Annotated in this window: 15 protein-coding genes and 1 pseudogene; 2 read left to right on the top strand and 14 right to left on the bottom strand. The window is 71.0% G+C overall.

Features of this window, described 5'->3' with window-relative positions; all coding sequences use genetic code 11:
• Positions 1–486: hypothetical protein (locus DEI98_RS18725; protein ID WP_181438040.1), on the top strand; the 486-nt coding region annotated here is incomplete at its 5' end.
• A gap of 7 nt (positions 487–493) precedes the next feature.
• On the opposite strand, the gene lepA is transcribed toward DEI98_RS18725, so the two are convergent.
• Together lepA and DEI98_RS12945 are read right to left on the bottom strand one after the other, a co-directional pair.
• Positions 494–2,341, bottom strand: coding sequence for a translation elongation factor 4 (gene lepA / locus DEI98_RS12940; RefSeq protein ID WP_017886664.1), 1,848 nt, complete (start codon positions 2,339–2,341; stop codon positions 494–496).
• 291 nt (positions 2,342–2,632) lie between these two features.
• Complete coding sequence (locus tag DEI98_RS12945; protein WP_111100999.1) at positions 2,633–3,799, bottom strand: pyridoxal phosphate-dependent aminotransferase; 1,167 nt, start codon at positions 3,797–3,799, stop codon at positions 2,633–2,635.
• A gap of 222 nt (positions 3,800–4,021) precedes the next feature.
• Between DEI98_RS12945 and rpsT the strand changes: the two genes are divergently transcribed.
• Positions 4,022–4,282 carry a 30S ribosomal protein S20 gene (rpsT, locus tag DEI98_RS12950; RefSeq protein ID WP_017886662.1) on the top strand — a complete coding sequence of 87 codons (261 nt, stop codon included), beginning with the start codon at positions 4,022–4,024 and terminating at the stop codon, positions 4,280–4,282.
• 210 nt (positions 4,283–4,492) lie between these two features.
• On the opposite strand, the gene holA is transcribed toward rpsT, so the two are convergent.
• The 12 genes and pseudogenes from holA to DEI98_RS13010 form a co-directional block, all read right to left on the bottom strand.
• Positions 4,493–5,512, bottom strand: a complete 1,020-nt coding sequence (holA, locus tag DEI98_RS18915) for a DNA polymerase III subunit delta (protein WP_027465301.1) — start codon at positions 5,510–5,512, stop codon at positions 4,493–4,495.
• 628 nt (positions 5,513–6,140) lie between these two features.
• Positions 6,141–7,919: pseudogene (locus DEI98_RS19005) on the bottom strand (ComEC/Rec2 family competence protein); the annotation flags it as partial.
• 9 nt (positions 7,920–7,928) lie between these two features.
• Positions 7,929–8,690, bottom strand: coding sequence for a ComEA family DNA-binding protein (locus tag DEI98_RS12965; RefSeq protein WP_111100964.1), 762 nt, complete (start codon positions 8,688–8,690; stop codon positions 7,929–7,931).
• Positions 8,691–8,796: 106 nt separating this feature from the next.
• Complete coding sequence (leuS, locus tag DEI98_RS12970) at positions 8,797–11,358, bottom strand: leucine--tRNA ligase (RefSeq protein WP_111100965.1); 2,562 nt, start codon at positions 11,356–11,358, stop codon at positions 8,797–8,799.
• Between the two features lie 50 nt (positions 11,359–11,408).
• Complete coding sequence (gene cydC, locus DEI98_RS12975; protein ID WP_111095419.1) at positions 11,409–13,097, bottom strand: thiol reductant ABC exporter subunit CydC; 1,689 nt, start codon at positions 13,095–13,097, stop codon at positions 11,409–11,411.
• Positions 13,094–14,785, bottom strand: a complete 1,692-nt coding sequence (gene cydD, locus DEI98_RS12980) for a thiol reductant ABC exporter subunit CydD (protein ID WP_111100966.1) — start codon at positions 14,783–14,785, stop codon at positions 13,094–13,096. The genes cydC and cydD overlap by 4 nt, the downstream gene beginning before the upstream one ends.
• Before the next feature lie 10 nt (positions 14,786–14,795).
• Complete coding sequence (gene cydB / locus DEI98_RS12985) at positions 14,796–15,800, bottom strand: cytochrome d ubiquinol oxidase subunit II (RefSeq protein ID WP_111100967.1); 1,005 nt, start codon at positions 15,798–15,800, stop codon at positions 14,796–14,798.
• A gap of 16 nt (positions 15,801–15,816) precedes the next feature.
• Positions 15,817–17,229, bottom strand: a complete 1,413-nt coding sequence (locus DEI98_RS12990; protein ID WP_071405716.1) for a cytochrome ubiquinol oxidase subunit I — start codon at positions 17,227–17,229, stop codon at positions 15,817–15,819.
• A 273-nt stretch (positions 17,230–17,502) separates the two neighbouring features.
• On the bottom strand, positions 17,503–18,426 hold the full coding sequence (locus tag DEI98_RS12995) for an ABC transporter substrate-binding protein (protein ID WP_110864635.1): 924 nt from the start codon (positions 18,424–18,426) through the stop codon (positions 17,503–17,505).
• Entirely contained in the window at positions 18,423–19,151 is a 729-nt protein-coding gene (locus tag DEI98_RS13000; RefSeq protein WP_071405717.1) for an ABC transporter permease, read from the bottom strand. The genes DEI98_RS12995 and DEI98_RS13000 overlap by 4 nt, the downstream gene beginning before the upstream one ends.
• Positions 19,148–19,864 (bottom strand): ABC transporter permease, encoded by a 717-nt coding sequence (locus tag DEI98_RS13005; RefSeq protein ID WP_110864634.1) that lies wholly within the window; start codon positions 19,862–19,864, stop codon positions 19,148–19,150. Before DEI98_RS13005 ends, DEI98_RS13000 begins: the two co-directional genes overlap by 4 nt.
• Entirely contained in the window at positions 19,861–20,787 is a 927-nt protein-coding gene (locus tag DEI98_RS13010) for an ABC transporter ATP-binding protein (protein ID WP_027465271.1), read from the bottom strand. The genes DEI98_RS13005 and DEI98_RS13010 overlap by 4 nt, the downstream gene beginning before the upstream one ends.
• Positions 20,788–20,834 lie beyond the last annotated feature (47 nt).

The following is a 20,834-nucleotide window of genomic DNA, read 5'->3' on the forward strand; positions in this document are numbered from 1 at the left end:
ACCCCCGCCCACCCGCGATCCGTCGACCGCCGGACCGCCGTCCTCGCCGCGCTCACGCTCGTCGCGTTCGGCGTGGCGGCGACCGCCCGGGTGCTGGTGGACGTGACGACCTCTGCCGCAGCGTCGCCCGCCCGGTACGCCACCGCCGCGATCGCCCCCGAGTCGTGGAACGGCTTCGACACCGCGAACGTCATCGCCGCCGTCGGGGCGAGCTGCGCCGGCGCCGGGGTGCTGCTGTTCGGTGCCGCACTGGTGTCGGCGGTGCGGCGTGATCGCGGCCGCCGGCTGGCGCTGGCCCTCGCGGTCGTGACGCTCGCGATGGTGGTCGGCGCCGTGGTCGCCGGGGTGGCCTCCGGCGAGCAGACCGACTTCGACGCGGCTGCTCACTGGGCCATCCTGCGGACCGCACTGGCGGGACTGGCCGCAGCGAGCCTCCCGGCCCTCTGCCTGGCCGCCCTGCGGGCTCGCGCCCGCCGGACCGGCTGACCCGGCGCTACTTCTTCTTCTCTTCGACGTCGCCGGAGAGCGCCGCGATGAAGGCCTCCTGCGGGACCTCGACCCGACCGATGGTCTTCATGCGCTTCTTGCCCTCCTTCTGCTTCTCGAGGAGCTTGCGCTTGCGGGTGATGTCACCGCCGTAGCACTTCGCCAGGACGTCCTTGCGCATCGCGCGGATGCTCTCGCGGGCGATGATGCGGGCGCCGATGGCGGCCTGGATCGGCACCTCGAACTGCTGGCGCGGGATGAGCTTGCGCAGCCGCTCGGTCATGAGCGTGCCGTAGGCGTACGCCTTGTCGCGGTGCACGATCGCGCTGAAGGCGTCGACCTGGTCGCCCTGCAGCAGGATGTCGACCTTGACGAGGTCGGCGGCCTGGTCGCCGGTGGGCTCGTAGTCGAGCGACGCGTAACCCTGGGTCTTGCTCTTCAGCTGGTCGAAGAAGTCGAAGACGATCTCGCCGAGGGGCATCTCGTAGCGGATCTCGACGCGGTCCTCGCCGAGGTACTCCATGCCGAGCAGGGAGCCGCGGCGCTGCTGGCAGAGCTCCATGATCGCGCCGACGTAGTCCTTCGGGGCCAGGATCGCGGCGCGGACCATCGGCTCACGGACCTCGACGATGCGCCCGGTCGGGAACTCCGAGGGGTTCGTGACCTCGGTCACGGCGTTGTCCTCGGTCGTGACCTCGTAGATGACGCTCGGGGCCGTGGTGATGAGGTCGAGGCCGAACTCGCGGGACAGCCGCTCGGTGATGATCTCGAGGTGCAGCAGCCCGAGGAACCCGCAGCGGAACCCGAAGCCGAGCGCGACCGAGGTCTCCGGCTCGTAGACCAGTGCGGCGTCGGAGAGCTTGAGCTTGTCGAGCGCCTCGCGGAGCACCGGGTAGTCGCTGCCGTCGATCGGGTACAGGCCCGAGAACACCATCGGCTTCGGGTCCGTGTAGCCGGGCAGCGCCTGGGTCGCGGGCTTCTGCGCGCTCGTGACGGTGTCGCCGACCTTGGACTGGCGGACGTCCTTCACACCGGTGATCAGGTAGCCCACCTCGCCGACGGACAGCCCCTTCGTGGGCTTCGGCTCCGGGCTCGAGACCCCGATCTCCAGGATCTCGTGCGTCGACTTGGTCGACATCATCTGGACCTTCTCGCGGGGCGAGATGGTGCCGTCGATCATGCGGACGTAGGTGACGACGCCGCGGTAGCTGTCGTAGACCGAGTCGAAGATCATCGCGCGGGGTGCCGCTTCGGCGTCGCCGACGGGGGCCGGAACACGACGGACGACCAGGTCGAGGAGCTCGGGCACCCCGACGCCCGTCTTGCCGGACACCCGAAGGACGTCCTCGGGCTTGCCACCGATGAGCTGTGCGAGCTCGGCGGCGTACTTGTCCGGTTCGGCCGCCGGGAGGTCGATCTTGTTGAGGACCGGGATGATCTCGAGGTCGTTCTCGAGGGCCAGGTACAGGTTCGCGAGCGTCTGCGCCTCGATGCCCTGGGCGGCGTCGACGAGCAGGATCGCGCCCTCGCAGGCGGCCAGGGAGCGCGAGACCTCGTACGAGAAGTCGACGTGCCCGGGGGTGTCGATCATGTTCAGCGCGAAGGTCTCACCGTCGAGTTCCCACGGCATGCGCACGGCCTGCGACTTGATCGTGATGCCGCGCTCGCGCTCGATGTCCATGCGGTCGAGGTACTGCGCACGCATCGCGCGGTCCTCGACGATGCCGGTGATCGACAGCATGCGGTCGGCCAGCGTCGACTTGCCGTGGTCGATGTGCGCGATGATGCAGAAGTTGCGGATCGCGTCGGCCGGGGTCGCTGCGGGCTCCAGCGGTGCGGATGCTTGTGGGCTCACGGTTCCTCAGGTGGGTCGGACGGTCGCAACAGTCTCCCACGCTTCACCCGACCTGGAGGCACGGCGCGCGTCCGCCACGCACGGTGCGCGTCCGGTGCGCGTTCGGTGCGCCCTCGCGCCGGCGTCCTGGACCCCGCACGGTGCGAGGGCGGCGGGGCCGTGCGCAGTTGACCGCCCGGTGACCGGATGCTGCGCGGCACGGGGCGAGCATCCTCGCACCAGGTGGAGGACTGCGCACCGTGCGCTGTCGTGCCGACCGGCACCGGGCCTCCTGGCCGTGTGGACCGCGCGTCAGACGGTCGCGTGCGCCGGAGCCGGCAGGGCACCCAGGCCGCGCCGGAGGTCGTCCGCGGTGGCTGCGAGGCAGACGCGGATCCAGCCCTCGCCGGTGCGGCCGAAGGCGCTGCCCGGTGCGACGGCGACCCGCTCGCGCTGCAGGAACCCGAGCGCCCACTCGGCGATGTCCCCGTCGGAGGCGTGCGACATGTCGACCCACAGGTAGAACGCCCCGCGCGGGTCGAGGTACCGGATGCCGGCGGCGTCGAGCGTCTCCTTCGCGACCTCGAGGTTCGCGCGGTAGTGCTCCCGGGCGTCGCGCACCGCGGAGTGGTCCCCCACGATCGCCGCGAGGGCCGCGTACTGGTCGGGTTCGGCGACACAGCTGATCATGGCCTCCTGCGTGGTCCGCATCGTCGCGCCGAGCCCCTTCGGCGTGACGAGGTAGCCGACGCGGACGCCGGTCATCGCGTACGTCTTGCTGAGCGAGAACGCCGAGAACACGCGGTCGTCCTCGTCGAGCGCCGCCAGGCTGACGTGCCGGGTGCCGTAGGTGAAGTACTCGTAGACCTCGTCGCTGATGACCCAGAGGTCGTGCCGCTTCGCGAAGGCCAGCAGCGCGCGCAGGGTCTCCTCGCCGAAGACCGAGCCGAGCGGGTTCGACGGCGAGTTGACGACGATCACCCGGGTGCGTTCGGTGACGCTCGCCTCGAGGGCCTGCAGGTCGGGTTCGAACCCGTGCTGCGGCTCCAGCCGGTACGGCACCGGGGTCGCCCCGATGATGTGGGCGTTCATCGTGAAGGTCGTGTAGCCGGGGTCCGGCACGAGCACCTCGTCGCCCGGGCTCAGGGTCAGCGTCATCGCCTGGAACAGTGCCTGCGTCGCACCGATCGTCATCCAGATCTGCTCGAGGTCGGCCTCGATCCGGTTCTCACGGCGGAGCTTGTCGCGGACAGCTTCGCGGAGGGGCGCGATCCCGCCGTTCGGGGTGTACCCGGTGCGGTCCTCGGTCCAGGCACGACGGGCTGCCTCACCGATGTGCGGTGCCACCGGGACGTCCGGCTCGCCGATCACGAGCATCGTGACGTCGGTTCCGCTCGACTGCAGCAGGGCTGCCTGCTCGAAGACCCTCCGGATGCCGGAGGCGGGCACGGTGTCGATGCGCGGTGCGAGGGAGGGCATGTCCGTCACGGTATCCGGTGCGTGTTGCCGTGGGGTTTCGGCGCGGTCGGCCGCGGGCTTCCGCCGATCCGGCGGTGTTTCGTGCTTTGGTGGCAGCCCGCTTGCCTGGTAGTGTTGGTGGCTGGCTTCCGCGTTCCCCGCCCACGGGTGGAACGCGATGCGACCAAGGGCCCCTCTACCCTGCGGTCGCGCCCACCCGTACGAGACGAGCAGGAGCAATTCATGGCGAACATCAAGTCGCAGATCAAGCGCATCAAGACCAACCTCAAGGCCACCGAGCGCAACAAGGCGTACAAGTCGGAGCTCAAGACGCACATCCGTCGTGCCAACGACGCCGTCGCCGCCGGCGACAAGGACAAGGCCGTTGCTGCCCTGGCCCTCGCGTCGAAGAAGCTCGACAAGGCCGTGAGCAAGGGTGTCATCCACAAGAACCAGGCCGCGAACCGCAAGTCGGCCATCGCGAAGAAGGTCTCGTCGCTCTGACGTCCTGACCCTTCTGGTCCGAAGGCCCCGCACCGTTGGTGCGGGGCCTTCGTCGTGCGTGGGGCTTTTGGTTTGGTGCGGTGGTCGGCGTGGGGTGCGTTGGGTTCGCTTCGTGAGCAGAAACGGTCGGGTCGCGAGGGCGCACCCGACCGTTTCTGCTCACGAAGTGCCGGCCGACCGGCGCGGGACAGCCGGGAGGCCCGGCTCGCCTCAGCGGGGCTCGCCGCGTCGGGCGATGGTGCGGACCATGACCTCGAGCGCGTAGTGCGCGTCGCGCGAGCCACCCTTCACCGCGGTGTCCGCCTCGGCGATGCTGATGATCGCGTTGGCCAGCCCGGACTCGCTCCAGCCGGCGACGTCACGCTGCGCGCGCTGCACCTGCCACGGCGCCATGCCGAGCGCCGAGGCCGCCTGCCCGCTCGGACCCCGGAAGGCGCTGACCTTCGCCATCGTGCGGATCTTGCTCGCGAACGCGGCGACGATCGGCACGGGTGCCTCGCCGGTGGCCAGGGCATGCCGCAGCTCGACGATCGCCGGTGCCGACCGGCCCGCGAGCGCGATGTCGGCGACCTTGAACGCGTTCGTCTCGACGCGACCGCCGTAGTACTTGTCGACGACCTTGTCGGTGATCTCCTCGGCCTCATCCGCCAGGAGCTGTCGGCACGCGGCGGCGAGTTCGGCGAGGTCGTCGGCGAACGCGGTCACCAGGGTCCGGACGGCGGAGGGCGCGATCCGGCGGCGTGCGGCGCGGAACTCGGCGTTCACGAAGTCGATGCGGTCGGTCTCGCGCTTGAGTTCGTCGCACAGCACCTCGACCCCGCCGCCGACACCGCTGCGGATCGTGTCGAGGAGCTTCTTGCCGCGCACACCACCCCCGTGCCGGAGCACCAGGGTGACGTCGTCGGCGGGGGCTTGCAGGTACGAGATCGTCTCGGTGATGAAGGCGTCGGTGCACTTCTCGACGTTCGTGACCTGCACGAGTCGCGGCTCGCCGAACAGCGACGGGCTGGCGAGGGTCGCGAGGAGCCCGGGGGCGTACTGGTCGGCTTCGAGGTCGTGCACCTCGAGCGCGGGGTCCTCGCCCTGCAGCAGGTCCTTCAGCACCCCGCGGGCGCGGTCGGCGAGGAACGCTTCGGGCCCGGTGATGAGCACGACGGGCGCCGGACGGATCCCCGACCAGGGCACCTGGTCGATCTTCGCTGCGGCGCGCGCGGGCTTCTTGGCGGCCATGTGGTCCTTCCGGTGGTGCCGGCCCGGACGGTGCCGGGTCGAGTGGTGCACCGTAGATCCTACGGGCGGCCGCCGACGACGAGCGCTCCGTCCACACCCGCACCTCGTCGCTGCCGGACCGGGCGAGCACCACGGTGCCGAGCTCGTCGGTGCGGAGCGGCGGTGTGCCCGCGGCCTCGAGCATGCCGAGGGCCGATGCCGTCGGGTGTCCGTAGGTGTTGTCCGCGCCGACCCCGATGAGCCCGACCCGCGCGGCGAGCCCCCGGTAGAGCTGCGGGTCCTGGTCGGCCGAGCCGTGGTGCGCCACCTTCACGACGTCGATCGGCCCCACCGGAAGCTCCCCGGTGTTCCGGAGCCGACGCTGCGACGACTCCCCCAGGTCGCCGAGGAACACCCCGGTCAGGCACGCCGGACAGGAGTCTCCGTCGGCCGGCCCCGTGACCAGCACGATGCTCGCGTCGTTGCCGGCGGCACGGTTGCCGACCAGCGGCCACACCACACGCCAGGCGAGCGGCCCGAGGGTTCCGGAGACCCGGTCTTGAGCCGTCCGGACGTCGACACCGGCACGCCGGAGGTCGTCGACCACCCGCTCGTCCGACGCACGGCCCACGGGTCCGACCAGGGCGGTCTCGACGGTGCCCGCCACAGCGTCCACCGCACCGACGTGGTCGCGGTCGAAGTGCGTCAGGACGAGCAGGTCGATCCGGGAGACCCCGAGCAGGTCCAGGCACGCCCGGAGCCGTTCCTCGTCGTCGCCGGTGTCCACGAGCGCGACGGCGTCGTCACCGCGGAGCAGCACGGCGTCCCCCTGCCCGACGTCGCACGCGGCGACCGACCAGTCGCCCGGTACCGAGCCCCGGACGACGAGCACCGGGACGGTGACCGCGGCGACACCGACCACGACCACCACACCCGCGGCGAGCAGGAGCCGGGAGCCGAACCGCCCCCGGACCAGCACGGCGACCGCGATGCAGCCGCACACGAGCACGGCGGCGGCCACACCGAGCACCCCGGCCGGCCAGGGTGCCGAGGCGTAGGGCAGGGCCGCCGCCCCGTGCGCGATGCCCCCGACCGCGGCGGCCGGGACCCACGCGACGGCCGCGAGCCCCTGCGCGCCCACCGGCCACACGGGAGCGAGGCCACACGCGGCGAGCCCGATCACCGTGACGACCGGCGCGAACGGCTCCGCCAACAGGTTCGCCGGCACCGCGTAGGTCGGGAGCGCTGCCGACAGCGGGATCGTCACCGGCCAGCACGCCACCTGCGCCGCGACGGGGATCGCGAGTGCTGCGGCGACCGGTCGCCACACACGACGAGCCAGGAGCTCGGTGAGCGGCGGGCCGAGCACCACGATCCCGCTCGTGGCGAGCACGGACAGGGCGAACGCGAACGACCGTGCGAACCAGGGGTCCACGACGAGCATGCCGACCGCGGCGAGGGCGACGAGCGGGACGCCCCGCACCGGTCGTCCGGCCAGGTGCACGACGAGCACCACGACCGCCATCACCGTCGCCCGGACGATCGAGGGGTCGGGCCGCACGAGCACGACGAACACCAGGAGCACGCCGACGGCCGCCGCGGCCCGGGGGCCTCTCGGCAGACCACAGGCGCGGCCGAGGACCACGACGAGCCCGACCACCACCGCGCAGTTCGCCCCGGACACCGCCGTCAGGTGCGTCAGCGCCGAGGTCTCCATCGCCGCCTCGGTCGTCGGGTCGAGGCCGGAGCGGTCCCCGATCGCGAGTCCGCGCAGCAGTGCCGCTCCGGGCTGCGGCAGGTCGGCAGTGGCCCGCACGAAGGCCTGTCGCGCGGTGTCGGTGGCGCCGAGCAGTCCGTCGGGCGGCACCGACGACGGCGTCCCGCGCAGGAACGCCACGAACGCGGTCGCCGATCCGGGTTCGTCCGGCTGCACGGCGGCGGTCACGGTGACCCGGGCACCGGCTGCCAGCACGGCTCCCGGTGCAACGCCGTGCTGGTCGGGGACGAGTCGGACCGGCACGCGGAGCCCGTCGAGCTCGTCGGCGCGCACGAGCGTCGCGGTGACGGAGCGGTCACCCGGCACGAGGTCGCGGGTCAGCACCGCCTCGACGTCGACGCGCGCTGCCCCCGGACCGGCGACGAGCGCACGCAGCGGTTCCGGAGCCCGCCGGGACTCCCCCACGGTGACCGACACCGCGAGCAGCGTCGTCAGGGCCCCCGCGACGAGCAGGAGCCCGGCGACGACCGGCACGACCCCGGTGCCCCGTCGCCACCGGAGCACGATCCCGCTGACGCCGGTGAGGAGCGCCGCGGCCCCACCGACCACGGCTGCCACGTCGGGCACGCCGACGAGCAGGGCGGTCGCGATCCAGGCGGCGGCGACGGGCACCGCGACCCGGATGTCGATCGCACTCGGCGCGAGCTGCACCGTCGCCCCTCAGACCCGCACGCGATCACGGAGCTCGGCGAACCGCACGTCGCCGATGCCGCTGACGTCGAGCAGGTCCTCGACCGTGGTGAACCGGCCGTGCTCGTCACGCCAGGCGATGATGCGCCCGGCCAGCCCCGGTCCGATGCCGGGCAGGGTCTCGAGCGCGGTCTGGTCGGCGGTGTTCAGGTCGACGACGGCCGACCCCTCGCCCCCGGTGCCCGCCGAGCCACCGCCGCTCCCGGCCCCGGCAGCGGCAGCGGCAGTCGGCCCGGCGGCAGCACCGTCCGCCACCGGCCCGAGCGCCTCCGGCACCTCCTGTTGCCCGACCCGCGGCACGTACAACCGCTCGCCGTCCGTCAGCACCCGCGCCAGGTTCAGCCGGTCGAGGTCGGCGTCATCGGTGGCCCCACCAGCACGTTCGAGCGCGTCACCGACCCGGCTCGATGCCGGCAACTCGACCACGCCGCTCCGCCGCACCGCCCCGAGCACGTGCACCACGACGCGCCCGGCACCAGGAGCGGACGGAGCAGCACCGGCAGACGCACCAGCCGACGGCGACGGGCCGCCCGACGCCGCACCGGCCGTCGGCGCCCCACGCACGACGACCCCGCCCGTTCCTCCGGCACCCTCGCCACCACCCGACACCAGCGCCCCGACGAGCACCACGAGGACGGCGACCACCACCACGACCGCCGCCAGCACCACGGCTGCCCGCGGTGACAACGCGAGACGGGACCACCAGGGTCCGGGAGACGACGGGGACGACATGCCCGAACGCTACGGAGCCCGGCCGATCGGCCGGGCTCCGCAGTTCGCACCCGTGGACGGGTGCCGCGAACGCCCCTGCTGTGAGGGACGACGCCAGCGACGGTCGCTACCCCTTGATGGCGATGTTCACGAGCTTCGGCGCCCGGACGATCACCTTCACGATCTCGCGGTCACCGATGTACCGCTGCACGTTCGCCGACGACCGTGCGAGCTGCTCGAGCTCGTCCGCCTCGATCGACTTCGACACCTCGAACGAGTCACGCACCTTGCCGTTGACCTGTACGACGGCGGTCAGGGTCTCCTGCACGAGCAGCGTCGGGTCGGCCTTCCGCCAGCCGTACGTGGCGACGGTGGCCTCGTAGCCCAGCCGCTCCCACATCTCCTCGCCGGTGTACGGCGCGAAGACGCTCAGCCCGAGCGCGATGGTCTCGACGGCCTCGCGCACGGCGGGGTCACCGGCACCGGGGCCGCTGTCGATCGCCTTGCGGGTGACGTTGACCAGGTCCATCAGTCGCGCGATCACGACGTTGAACTTGAACGACTCCATCATCCCGGGGGCGTCCGCGAGGAACCGGTGCGTGACCTGGCGGAGAGCCCGGTCGCCGTCGGCCCACACGACGTCGCGTGCGGACGTGACGTCGAGCGCCAGGCGGTACGCCCGCGCCAGGAACCGTGCGGAGGCGGACGGGGAGACGTCCTCCCAGTTGATGTCGTCCTCCGGCGGGCCGGCGAAGCCCATCACCAGGCGGATGGCGTCGACGCCGTTCGCGTCGAGCTCGTCACCGAGCGAGACGCCGCCCTTCGACTTCGACATCTTCGAGCCACCGGACAGCACCATGCCCTGGTTGAGCAGTGCCGAGAACGGCTCGGTGAAGTCGAGGTACCCGAGGTCGAACAGGACCTTCGTGACGAAGCGGGCGTAGAGCAGGTGCAGGATCGCGTGCTCGATGCCGCCGATGTACTGGTCGACCGGAGCCCAGCGGCGCGCGGCTGCCGGGTCGAACGCCTGGGTGTCGTCGTTCGCCGACAGGAACCGCAGGAAGTACCACGACGAGTCGACGAAGGTGTCCATCGTGTCGGTGTCGCGGAGCGCGGGCGTGCCGTCGACGGGGTTCGGGACGTTCACCCAGTCGGTCGCGCCACCGAGCGGGGACGTGCCCTTGGGCTTGAGGTCGAGCCCCTCGGTGTCCGGCAGCACGATCGGCAGCTGGTCCTCGGGCACCGGGTGCTCGGTGCCGTCGGCGCCGTGGATGATCGGGATCGGGGTGCCCCAGAAGCGCTGGCGCGAGATGAGCCAGTCGCGCAGGCGGTAGGTCTTGGCGGCACGGCCGGTGCCGCGCTCCTCGAGCAGCGCGATGGCAGCGGTGATGGCGTGCTGCTTCGACATGCCGTCGAGCGGCCCGGAGTTGATCATCCGGCCCTGACCGGTCAGCGCTTCGCCGGTGGCGACCGGGTCGAGGGTCGGCACGTCGAAGTCGTCGAGCGTCGCGCCCTCGGGGATGACCGGGATCGCGCCGGTGACGGCGGCGTTCGTGTCGACGACCACCTTGACGGGCAGGTCGAACGCCCGCGCGAAGTCGAGGTCGCGCTGGTCGTGTGCGGGCACGGCCATCACGGCGCCGTGGCCGTAGTCGGCGAGCACGTAGTCGGCGGCCCAGATGGGCAGGCGCTCCCCGGTGAGGGGGTGGATCGCCGACCGGCCGAGCGGCACGCCGGTCTTCGGGCGGTCGGCGTTCTGCCGGTCGATCTCGGACGTCTTCTGCGTTGCCGTCAGGTAGGCGTCGAAATCGTCACGGACCGAGGCCGGCACCGACGGGTCGGCGACGAGCTCAGCCGCCAGGTCGGAGTCCGGCGCGACGACCAGGAACGTCGCCCCGTGGATCGTGTCCGGGCGGGTGGTGAAGACCGTGACGGGCTCGTCGCGGCCCTCGATCACGAAGTCGACGTCGGCACCGACCGAGCGGCCGATCCAGTTGCGCTGCTGCGCGATGACCTTCGCCGGCCACCGTCCCTCGAGCTGGTTCAGGTCGTCGAGCAGCCGGTCGGCGTACTCGGTGATCTTGAAGTACCACTGCGTGAGCTTCTTCTTCACGACGACGGCGCCGGAGCGGTCCGAGGTGCCGTCGGCGAGGACCTGCTCGTTCGCGAGCACGGTCTGGTCCACCGGGTCCCAGTTGACCCAGCTGTCCTTGCGGTACGCCAGGCCCTTCTCGTACATCTTCAGGAACAGCCACTGGTTCCACTTGTAGTACTCGGGGTCCGAGGTGTGGATCTCGGTGGTCCAGTCGAACGACGGCGCGTAGCGCTTGAAGGACGCTTTCTGCTGCTCGATGTTCGCGTAGGTCCAGTCCTTCGGGTCCACCCCGCGCTTGATCGCCGCGTTCTCGGCGGGCAGCCCGAAGGAGTCCCAACCGATCGGGTGCAGCACGTTGAAGCCCTGCTGACGCCAGTAGCGCGCGACGAAGTCCCCGAGCGCCCAGTTCTCGGCGTGCCCCATGTGCAGGTCGCCGGACGGGTACGGGAACATCTCGAGGATGTACTTGCGCGGACGGGTGTCGTCGAGGTCGGTGGTGAAGAGCCCGAGCTCTTCCCAGCGGGGCTGCCACTTCTCCTGGATACGACGGAAGTCGTAGGCGTTCGGGTCCTCGGCGTGCTGCTCGGTGGTCACGGTCGTCAACGATACAAGCCGGGAGGCCCGTCCCGCGTCCGCCTGTCGGCTCACCCGGCGAGCAGGCGCCCGTCCCGCATCCGCAGGGTGCGGTCGACCAGGTCCGGCGCCACCGGGACGTGCGACACGATGACGACCGTCCGGCCCGCTGCGCGGGCCGTGGTGACGAGGTCACGCAGCACGGTGTCACCGAGGTCCGGGTCGACGTCGGCGGTCGGTTCGTCGAGCACCAGCACCGGGAACGCGTGCAGCAGTGCGCGGGCGAGCGCGAGCCGGTGCGCCTGGCCGCCGGACACGAGCACGCCGCGTTCCCCGACCGAGGCGTCCAGCCCGCCTCGCCGGACGACCCACTCCCCCAGGCCGACCCGGTCGAGCACGGCGAGCAGTTCGTCGTCGGTCGCGGTCTCACGGGCGAAGAGCAGGTTCTGCCGCACCGACTGGTCGAACACGAACGGGTCCTGTTCGATCAGGCCGACCCGGGCCCGCACCGCGTCGGGGTGCATCGCCTTCGCCTCGACGCCGTCGAGCGTGTAGGAGCCCTCGTGCTCCACGAACCGGACGAGCGCGTCGACCAGGGTCGACTTGCCGGCACCGCTCGGCCCCTGGAGGACGACGACCTCGCCGGGGGCGAGCGTGAACGAGACCCCGTCGACCGCCGGCTCGGCCGCTCCCGGCCAGCGGACGGTCAGGTCCTGCACGGCGAGCGTGACCGGCCCCTCGACCACGAGCGACGCCGGGTCGGCGTCCTCGTCGGGCTCGGGGACGATGCCGACGGGCACCTCGGCGGGCACGACCTGCTCGACCCGTTCGGCCGCAGCACGCACCCGGCGGAGCGTCAGGACGGCGAGCGGGACGGTCCCGACGACCTCGAAGAGCGCCAGCGGCACGAAGACCGCCAGGGCCCAGAGCGGACCGTCGAGCGCACCGGACACCACGGCGGGGGCACCGACGGCGAGGATCCCGATCACCGCACCGCCACCGACCAGACCGACCAGGGCACCGACGAGCGACTCGACCGTGCCACGGCGCCGGACGGCCCGGGTGACACCCGCGTCGAGCCGGGCGATGTGCGCGAGCCGCTCGTCCAGGGTGCCGTAGGCGGCGAAGACGTCGAGCGTCCGGACGGTGTCGAGCACCAGGTCCGCGACGCGACCCCGGTCGGCGGCGGTCTCGCGGTCCGAGCGCTCGGCGATCGCCCGGGTGACGATCGTGCCGACCAGGGCCGCGACCGCCAGCGCGAGGACGAGCACGAGCGCCGCCGGCACCGACACGAGCGCCACGGCGACGACCGACAGCACCGCGACGACCCCGGCGGAGACGAGCGGCCCGACGACGCGGATCGGCAGGTCCTGCAGCCGGTCGGTGTCGGTCACCAGGCGCGTCATGAGGTCGCCGCGTCCGGTCCGCCCGAGCCCCGCGGGCGCGATCGACGCCAGCCGCCGGTACATCTCCGTCCGCACCACGGCCAGTTGCCGGAAGGACGCGTCGTGCCCGGCGAGCCGGTCGACGTACCGCAGCACGGCACGCCCCAGCGCGAACGCGCGCACCCCGACCATCACGAGCGTCAGGTACAGGATCGGCGGGTGCTCGGCGGCACGGGTGATCAGGTAGCCGCTCGCGGCGAGGAGCGCGACGGCGCAGACCGCGCTGAGCGACCCGGCGGCGACCGCCTTCGCCCAACCCGACCCGTGCGGCATCGCGAGCCGCAGGACGGAGCCGCCACGGGCCTCCCGGCTCATGCGCGCACCTCCCCGCGGACCGTCACGGACCCGCCGGCTCGGACGTCCACGCGGACGTCGGCCGCGGCGACGACCGCTGGTCGGTGGCTGGCGACCACGACGACGGCGCCGTCGGCCGCCAGGCCACGGGCGGCCGCGATGACGCGTTCCTCAGCCTCGGCGTCCAGCGCGGACGTCGGCTCGTCGAGCAGTACGAGGGGCGTGGCGGCGCGACGCGCGCGGTACAGCGCGCGGGCGACGGCGACACGCTGGGCCTGGCCGCCGGACAGTCCGCTGCCACCGGCGCCGACCGGGAGGCCCGGGTCGAGTCCCAGCCCCGCGTCGCCCAGGGCGGTGCGCACGTCGGCGTCGTCGGGGGTCGCGCTGAGCGCGACGTTCTCGGCGATCGTCCCGCGGACGAGACGCGGCCGCTGGTCGGCCCACGTGGTGCGCTCGGCGACGGAGGCACCGGCCGGGCCGGGCACGGTGACGGCACCGTCGTGCGGCAGGACGCCGCGGAGTGCGGCGATGATGCTCGACTTGCCGGAACCGCTCGGGCCGGCCAGCACGACGACGGTGCCGGGCTCGGCGTGCAGGTCGAAGGGTCCGATCACGACGTCGGGTCGGCGGACGGTGAGCCCGCGGACGTCCAGCCCCCGGACGTCCACGGCGGTGGCGGGTGCTGCGGGGTCCGTGTCGGTCCCGCTGCCGCCGCTGCGGCCGGTCGCGGACGGTGATGCGGTCTCGTCGTCGGCCAGCACGTCGAGCACCGCGGCCGAGGCCTCGACGCCGTCCTGGGCGGCGTGGAAGTCGGCGCCGACCTGGCGGATGGGGGCGAAGGCCTCCGGTGCCAGCACGAGCACGAACATCGCGGCCCCGAGGCCGAGCGAGCCGTCCACCAGGCGGATGCCGATCGAGACGGCGACCAGTGCGACGGACAGACTCGCCGCGAGCTCGAGCGCGAAGCCGCTCACGAACGACAGCCGGAGCACGCCGATCGTGCCACGGCGGTACTGGTCGGTGACCGCCCCGATGCGACCGACCTGGCGGCGCGCACGGCCGAACACCTTGAGCGTGGCGAGCCCCTCGACGGCCTCGGTGAAGGCGCCACCGAGCTTCGCGAGGGCGTCCGACTGCTTCCGCTGCAGCGACTGCGTGGCCAGGCCGATCAGGATCATGAAGACCGGGATCACCGGCAGGGCGAACAGGATGATCAGCCCGCTGGTCAGGTCGCCCAGGCCGATCGCGACCAGGAGCATCGGCGTCGCGATCGCGGTCAGCGCGAGCTGCGGCAGGTACCGGCCGAAGTAGGCGTCGAGTGCGTCGAGCCCGGGGCCGAGCGTGGTGGCGAAGCCGGCGCTCGACCGGCCGGCGAGCCACGACGGACCGCGCTCGGCGGCGCGGGCGAGCACCGTCGTGCGCATCTCGCTCTTCACCTTCGCCGCAGCGCGTGCCGCCAGGTCGTCGGTCGCCCACGCGGCCACCGCACGCAGCACGAACGCCCCGCCGAGCAGCGCGAGCGCCTGCCCGAACGCCGCCGGCACCGTGCCCTCGCCGACGGCGTCGACCCCGAGGGTGACGGCCGCGGCGATCCCCCACGCGATCGCGATGGTCGCGAGCGTGCGGAGGACACCCGTGCCGGCGGCGGCGACGATGAAGCCGCGCGCCGTACGGGACAACCGCAGGAGTCGGGGGTCGAGGGGCTTCATCGTCGTCCGCCTAGTGCGCGGCCGCGGTGACCTGGGCGCGGGAGACGCGCTTGCGGAACACCCAGTAGGTCCAGGCCTGGTACGCGAAGACCAGGGGCACGAAGATCAGCGCGACCCAGCTCATCACGGTGAGCGTGTACGACCCGGACGAGGCGTTGTACACGTTCAGGCTGTTCGCGACGTCGTTCGAGGCCGGCATGACGTCCGGGAAGATCGCCGTGAACATCGCGAGCACGATCGCGGCGATGGTGACCGCCATCAGGGTGAAGGCACGCCCCTCCTTGCCCCAGGCGTTGCAGAGCACCGCGAGCACCAGGGCCAGGGCGGCGACCACGGAGAGCACCAGCGAGGCCGGGGTGGCCCGGACGAAGGCCATCGACACCAGGAACGCGGCGCCGACGACGATCGTGACGATGCCGGCCCGGGTCGCCAGGCGCTTGGCGCGGACGCGGATGTAGCCCTCGGTCTTCAGCGCGACGAAGACGACCCCGTGGGTGAAGAACACCAGCAGCGTCGCGGCACCGGTCAGCAGCGCGAACGGGTTGAGCAGGTCGAAGATCGTGCCGGTGTAGTTGTGCCCGGCGTCCATCGGGATGCCACGGACGACGTTGCCGAACGCGACGCCCCACAGGAACGACGGCACGGCACTGCCGACGATGATCATCAGGTCGAAGCGGCGCTTCCACTCGAGGTGCTTGTTCTGGTGCCGGTACTCGAACGACACCCCTCGCAGGATGAGTGCAGCGAGGATGAGCAGCAGCGCCAGGTAGAAGCCGGAGAACATCGTGGCGTACCACTCCGGGAACGCCGCGAACAGGCACGCCCCGGCGACGATGACCCAGGTCTCGTTGAGGTCCCAGACCGGGCCGATGGTGTTGATCAGGACCCGACGGTCGGTGTCGTCCTTGCCGAGGAACGGCAGGGACATGCCGACACCGAAGTCGAATCCGTCGAGGACGAAGTAGCCGACGAAGAAGACGCCGACGATCGCGAACCAGAGAACGGGGAGATCCATCAGGCAGCGTCCATTTCTAGTAGACCGTCACTTCGTGCTTGACCTCGCCGGTCTCCTCGTCGACCTCGTCCGGGTCGGCGGGCCCCTCTTGCGCGACCTTCTTGATGAGCTTGAACTCGACGACGGCCAGCGAGCCGTAGATCAGGGTGAAGACCAGCAGCGAGATGAGGACCTCGAGCCCGGTCACGTTCGGCGACACACCGTCCTTCGTCTGGAGCAACCCGAACACGAGCCACGGCTGCCGGCCCATCTCGGTGAAGACCCAGCCGACGATCATCGCGGCCATCGGCAGCGGCACCGTCCAGGTGGCGATGCGCCACACCCAGCGCTGCGTCGGGAACCGGCCCTTGCGGGTCAGCCACAGCCCGACCAGCGAGACCATGACCGCGCCGACACCGAGGGCGATCATCCAGCGGAACGACCAGTAGGTGACCCAGATGATCGGCTTGTAGTCGCCGGGGCCGTACACCTGCGTGTACTGCGCCTGCAGGTCGTTGATGCCCTCGACCGTGCCGTTGAACGTGTGCGTCGACAGGAACGACAGCAGGTACGGCACCCGGATCGAGAACAGCTCGTGCACGCCGTCGGGCGTGCCGAGCGTGAAGATCGAGAACGAGGCGTCCTTGCCGGTCGCGGTGTTGTACAGCGCCTCGGCCGCCGCCATCTTCATCGGCTGCGTGTCGACCATCGTCAGGCCGAGCTGGTCGCCGGTCAGGACGGTCAGCGCGCCGGCAGCGAGCATGGTCCACATGCCGAACTTGAGCGCCGGCAGCATCGTCTCGAGGTTCTGGTTGCGGGCCAGGTGGTAGGCCGCGACCGAGATGATGACCGCCGCGGCGACCATGAAGCAGGCGAAGAGCGTGTGCGGGAACGCGGCCAGGGCGACCTTGTTGCCGAGCACCGCCCAGATGTCGGTGAGCTCCGCACGGCCCTTGGCCTCGTTCATCGCGAAGCCGACCGGGTGCTGCATGAACGCGTTCGCGGCGATGATGAAGTACGCCGACATGATCGTGCCGGCGCTCACGCACCAGATGCTCGCCAGGTGCAGGCCCTTGGGCAGGCGGTCCCAGCCGAAGATCCAGATGCCGATGAAGGCCGCTTCGAAGAAGAACGCCAGGATGCCCTCGAGCGCGAGCGGTGCGCCGAAGACGTCACCGACGAAGCGCGAGTAGTTCGACCAGTTCATGCCGAACTGGAACTCCTGCACGATGCCCGTCACGACACCCATCGCGAAGTTGATCAGGAAGATCCGCCCGAAGAACCGCGTCAGCTGCAGGTAGTGCGCGCGGCCGGTCCGGTACCAGGCGGTCTGGAACACGGCCACAACGGCTGCCATGCCGATCGTCAGCGGGACGAAGAGGAAGTGGTAGATGGTCGTCAGACCGAACTGCCACCGCGACAGGAGGAGCGGATCGAGGAGGTCGTTCATGCGGCGATTCCGAGACGGGTGGCCGCGCGCTGTTCGTGCACGTCAGTTGCTTCCTGTGGAACGGATACATCAGGTGTCACAGCCCTTGGGACACCCCAACGCTATCGCGCTGCATCACACTTCGACAAGTTGTAGAACGACTCCGTGCACAAACGTGCACAGCCCTTGCACGGCACAACCGTGCGGCACGGATGTTCGCGCTGCCTGCTCCACGAACGACGACAGGCGCCGGGTGCACACCCGACGCCTGTCGCTTTGTTCGGAGGGCTGTGGTTACAGCAGACCCTCGGCCTTGAGCCAGTCCTCGGCGATGGTGGACGCCTTCTCCTTGTCGGCCGTGCTCTTGGTGTTGAGCTCGATCAGGGCCTCGGTCGTGAGCTTCTCGTTGACCGAGTCGATCGCGTCCGCAGCCTTCTCGTTGACCTTCTTCGAGACGACCGGCACGACGTTCTGCGGCAGGATCAGGTTCTCCGGGTCCTTCAGCGTGACGAAGCCGTTCGCCTTGATGCTCGGGTCGGCGGTGTAGATGTCGGCCAGCTGGACGGTGTCGTCCTTGAGCGCCTTGACGGTCAGGGCCCCGCCGCCGTCCTCGATCGCCTTGAAGTCGACGTCGACGCCGTAGACCGACTTGAGCCCCTTCGGGCCGTACGGCCGCGTCTGGTTCTCGGAGTTAGCCCCCACGGTGAGCTTCTCGTCGACGTTCTTCAGGTCAGCCAGGCTCGTGACGTCGTTGTCCTCGGAGAACTTCTTCGTGACGGTGTAGCTGTCCTGGTCGGTCGCGTCGGCCTCGTCGAGGACCCGGAGGCCCTTCGGCAGGGCCGTGTCGAGCCCGTCGTCGATCTGGTCGGCGGTCTTCGCGTCCGAGTCCTTGTCGAAGTACTGCAGCAGGTTGCCGCTGTACTCGGGCATGACGTCGATGGCGCCCTTCTCGAGCTGCGGGATGTAGACCTCACGCTGCCCGATGTTGAAGTTGCGCTTCACGTCGAAGCCGTCCTTCTCGAGGACCTGGGCGTACAGCTCGGCGATGATCTCGTTCGAGTAGTACTGCTGCGAACCGACGACGATGGTCTTCGAGTCGGACGAGTCGCTGGAACCGCTGTCGAGCGGGTCGCTCGACGCGCAGCCGGCGAGGGCGGCGACGACGCCGACCGCCATCGCGGCGGCGACACCGGCGCGGATCTTGGGTGCTGTGATCACGAGGGATTTCCTTCCGGGAGTGGATTGCGGGCTCGCTCACGCGACCCCTGACGCTGTCGGGCCGACGGGTCTGCGGTGCCCTTCGGCACCGCCGCCCGCTGCAGCACGGCGAACACGATCTCGAACGCGATCGCGAGGGCGATCACGAGGATGGAGGCGCCGAGCATCTCGGCGTAGTCCTGGGTCTTCAGGCCGAGGAAGAAGTACCCGCCGAGGCCACCGGCCCCGACGTACGCGGCGAGCGTGGCCGTCGCGACGACCTGCAGCACCGCGGCGCGGATGCCACCGATCAGGAGCGGGAGCCCGAGCGGGATCTCGACCTTCCACAGGATCTGCCAGCCGGTCATGCCCTGGGCCTTCGCGGCGTCGACGACCCCCGGGTCGACGGACTCGATGCCGGAGTACGCACCGGCGAGCACCGACGGGATCGCCAGGATGACGAGGGCGAGCAAGGGAGCCTGCAGCCCGATGCCGAGCAGCAGCCCGAACAGCGAGAGCACGCCGAGCGTCGGGAGCGCCCGCACCCCGCCGGACACCGCGATCGAGAAGCCACGAGCGCGGCGGGTGTGGCCGATCGCGTACCCGACCGGCACAGCGATGACCGCGGCGATGAGCACCGCGAGCAGGGTGATCCAGACGTGCTCCCAGAGGCGCGTGGGGATGCCGTTGTACCCGCCGTAGTTCGTGGGGTCGAACACCCACGCGAAGGCCTGACCGATGATCACGAGGAGACCTCCGCTGCTTGCAGGACTCGGCGAGCCTGTCGGCGTGACACCGAGTTCGTCCGGGTCCACGGCATGACCAGGCGCCCGAGCAGCACGAGGAGGCCGTCGAGGGCGAAGGCGAGCACGAGCACCATCACGATGCCGGAGAGGATCTCCTCGTAGATCCCGCGCCCCAGGCCGTCGGTGAACAGCAGGCCGAGACTCGGGATGCCGAGGACCGCGCCGACCGTGGTCAGCGAGATCGTGGAGACCGAGACCACCCGGAGGCCGGCCAGCAGGACCGGACCGGCGAGCGGGAGCTCAACACGGAAGAACCGCTGCGCTGGCGAGTAGCCCATGGCGGTCGACGCGGACTTGGTCTCGGAGTCGACCGAGGTCAGCCCGTCGACCGTGGAACGGACCATCAGAGCGAGGCCGTACAGCGTCAGACCGATGACGACGTTGATCGGGCTCTGCAGGCCGGTGCCGATGATGCTCGGCAGCGCCACGAACAGGGCGAGCGACGGGATGGCGTAGAGCAGACCGGCGAGGGTCACGATGCTGCTGCCCACACCCGAGGCGAAGCGCGACCCACCGGGGCGCTGCAGCCGGACCACCAGCCACCCGATCGGGATCGACAGCAGGAACGCGACGATGATCGGCGGGATCGCGATCGCGAGGTGGGAGACCGTGTTGTCCCAGATCGTGTCGAGGTTCGCCAGCACCCACTTCACCGGGTGCCCCCACCCTGCGCCGGGGCACCCGGTGCGTCGTGGGACGCTCCGGCCTCTGCTGCTCGGGAGTCGGACTGCGGAACGGCCTCGGCGGCGTCGACGACCCCGACGGGGCCCGTCAGCACGCCGGCTGCACGACCTTCGCCGTCGACGACGATCGGACCGGTCGGGGTCTGCTCGACGCGGAGCGCGCGGCGCCCGCGTCCGGCGCCGATGAACGTGGCGACGAAGTCGTCGGCGGGCGCGGCGAGGATCTCGGCCGGTGTCCCCTGCTGGGCGATCTCGCCGCCCTTCTTGAGGATGACGACCTGGTCGCCGAGCTTGAACGCCTCGTCGATGTCGTGCGTCACGAACACGACGGTCTTGCCGAGTTCGCGCTGCAGGCGGATGAGCTCGTCCTGCAGGTCGTTGCGCACCAGGGGGTCGACGGCACCGAACGGCTCGTCCATGAGCAGGATGTTCGGGTCGACGGCCAGCCCGCGGGCCACACCGACGCGCTGCTGCTGGCCGCCGGACAGCTGTGACGGGTAGCGGTCGGCGAAGGCACGGTCGAGTCCGACGGTGTCCATGAGCTCGAGGGCGCGCTTGCGTGCGTCGGCCTTGGAGACGCCGGTCAGCAGCGGGACGGTCGCGATGTTGTCGACGACCTTGCGGTGCGGCAGCAGTCCGGAGTTCTGCATGACGTACCCGATGTGGCGACGGAGCTCGACGGGGTTGATCCCGGCGACGTCCGAGCCGTCGATCTCGACGGTGCCGGAGGTGGGGTCGACCATGCGGTTGATCATGCGGAGCAGCGTGGTCTTGCCACAGCCGCTGGATCCGACGAAGACGGTGGTGGTCCGGGACGGGATGACCAGATCGAAGTGCTCGACCGCAGTCGTGCCGTCCGGGTAGGTCTTGCGCACCGAGCGGAACTCGATCATGGGGTGCCCTTCTGTTCGGAGGTAGCCCGACTCCGGATGAGAGTACC

Origin of the sequence: Curtobacterium sp. MCLR17_034, from assembly GCF_003234485.1 — a bacterium.
GTDB classification, from domain to species: domain Bacteria; phylum Actinomycetota; class Actinomycetes; order Actinomycetales; family Microbacteriaceae; genus Curtobacterium; species Curtobacterium flaccumfaciens.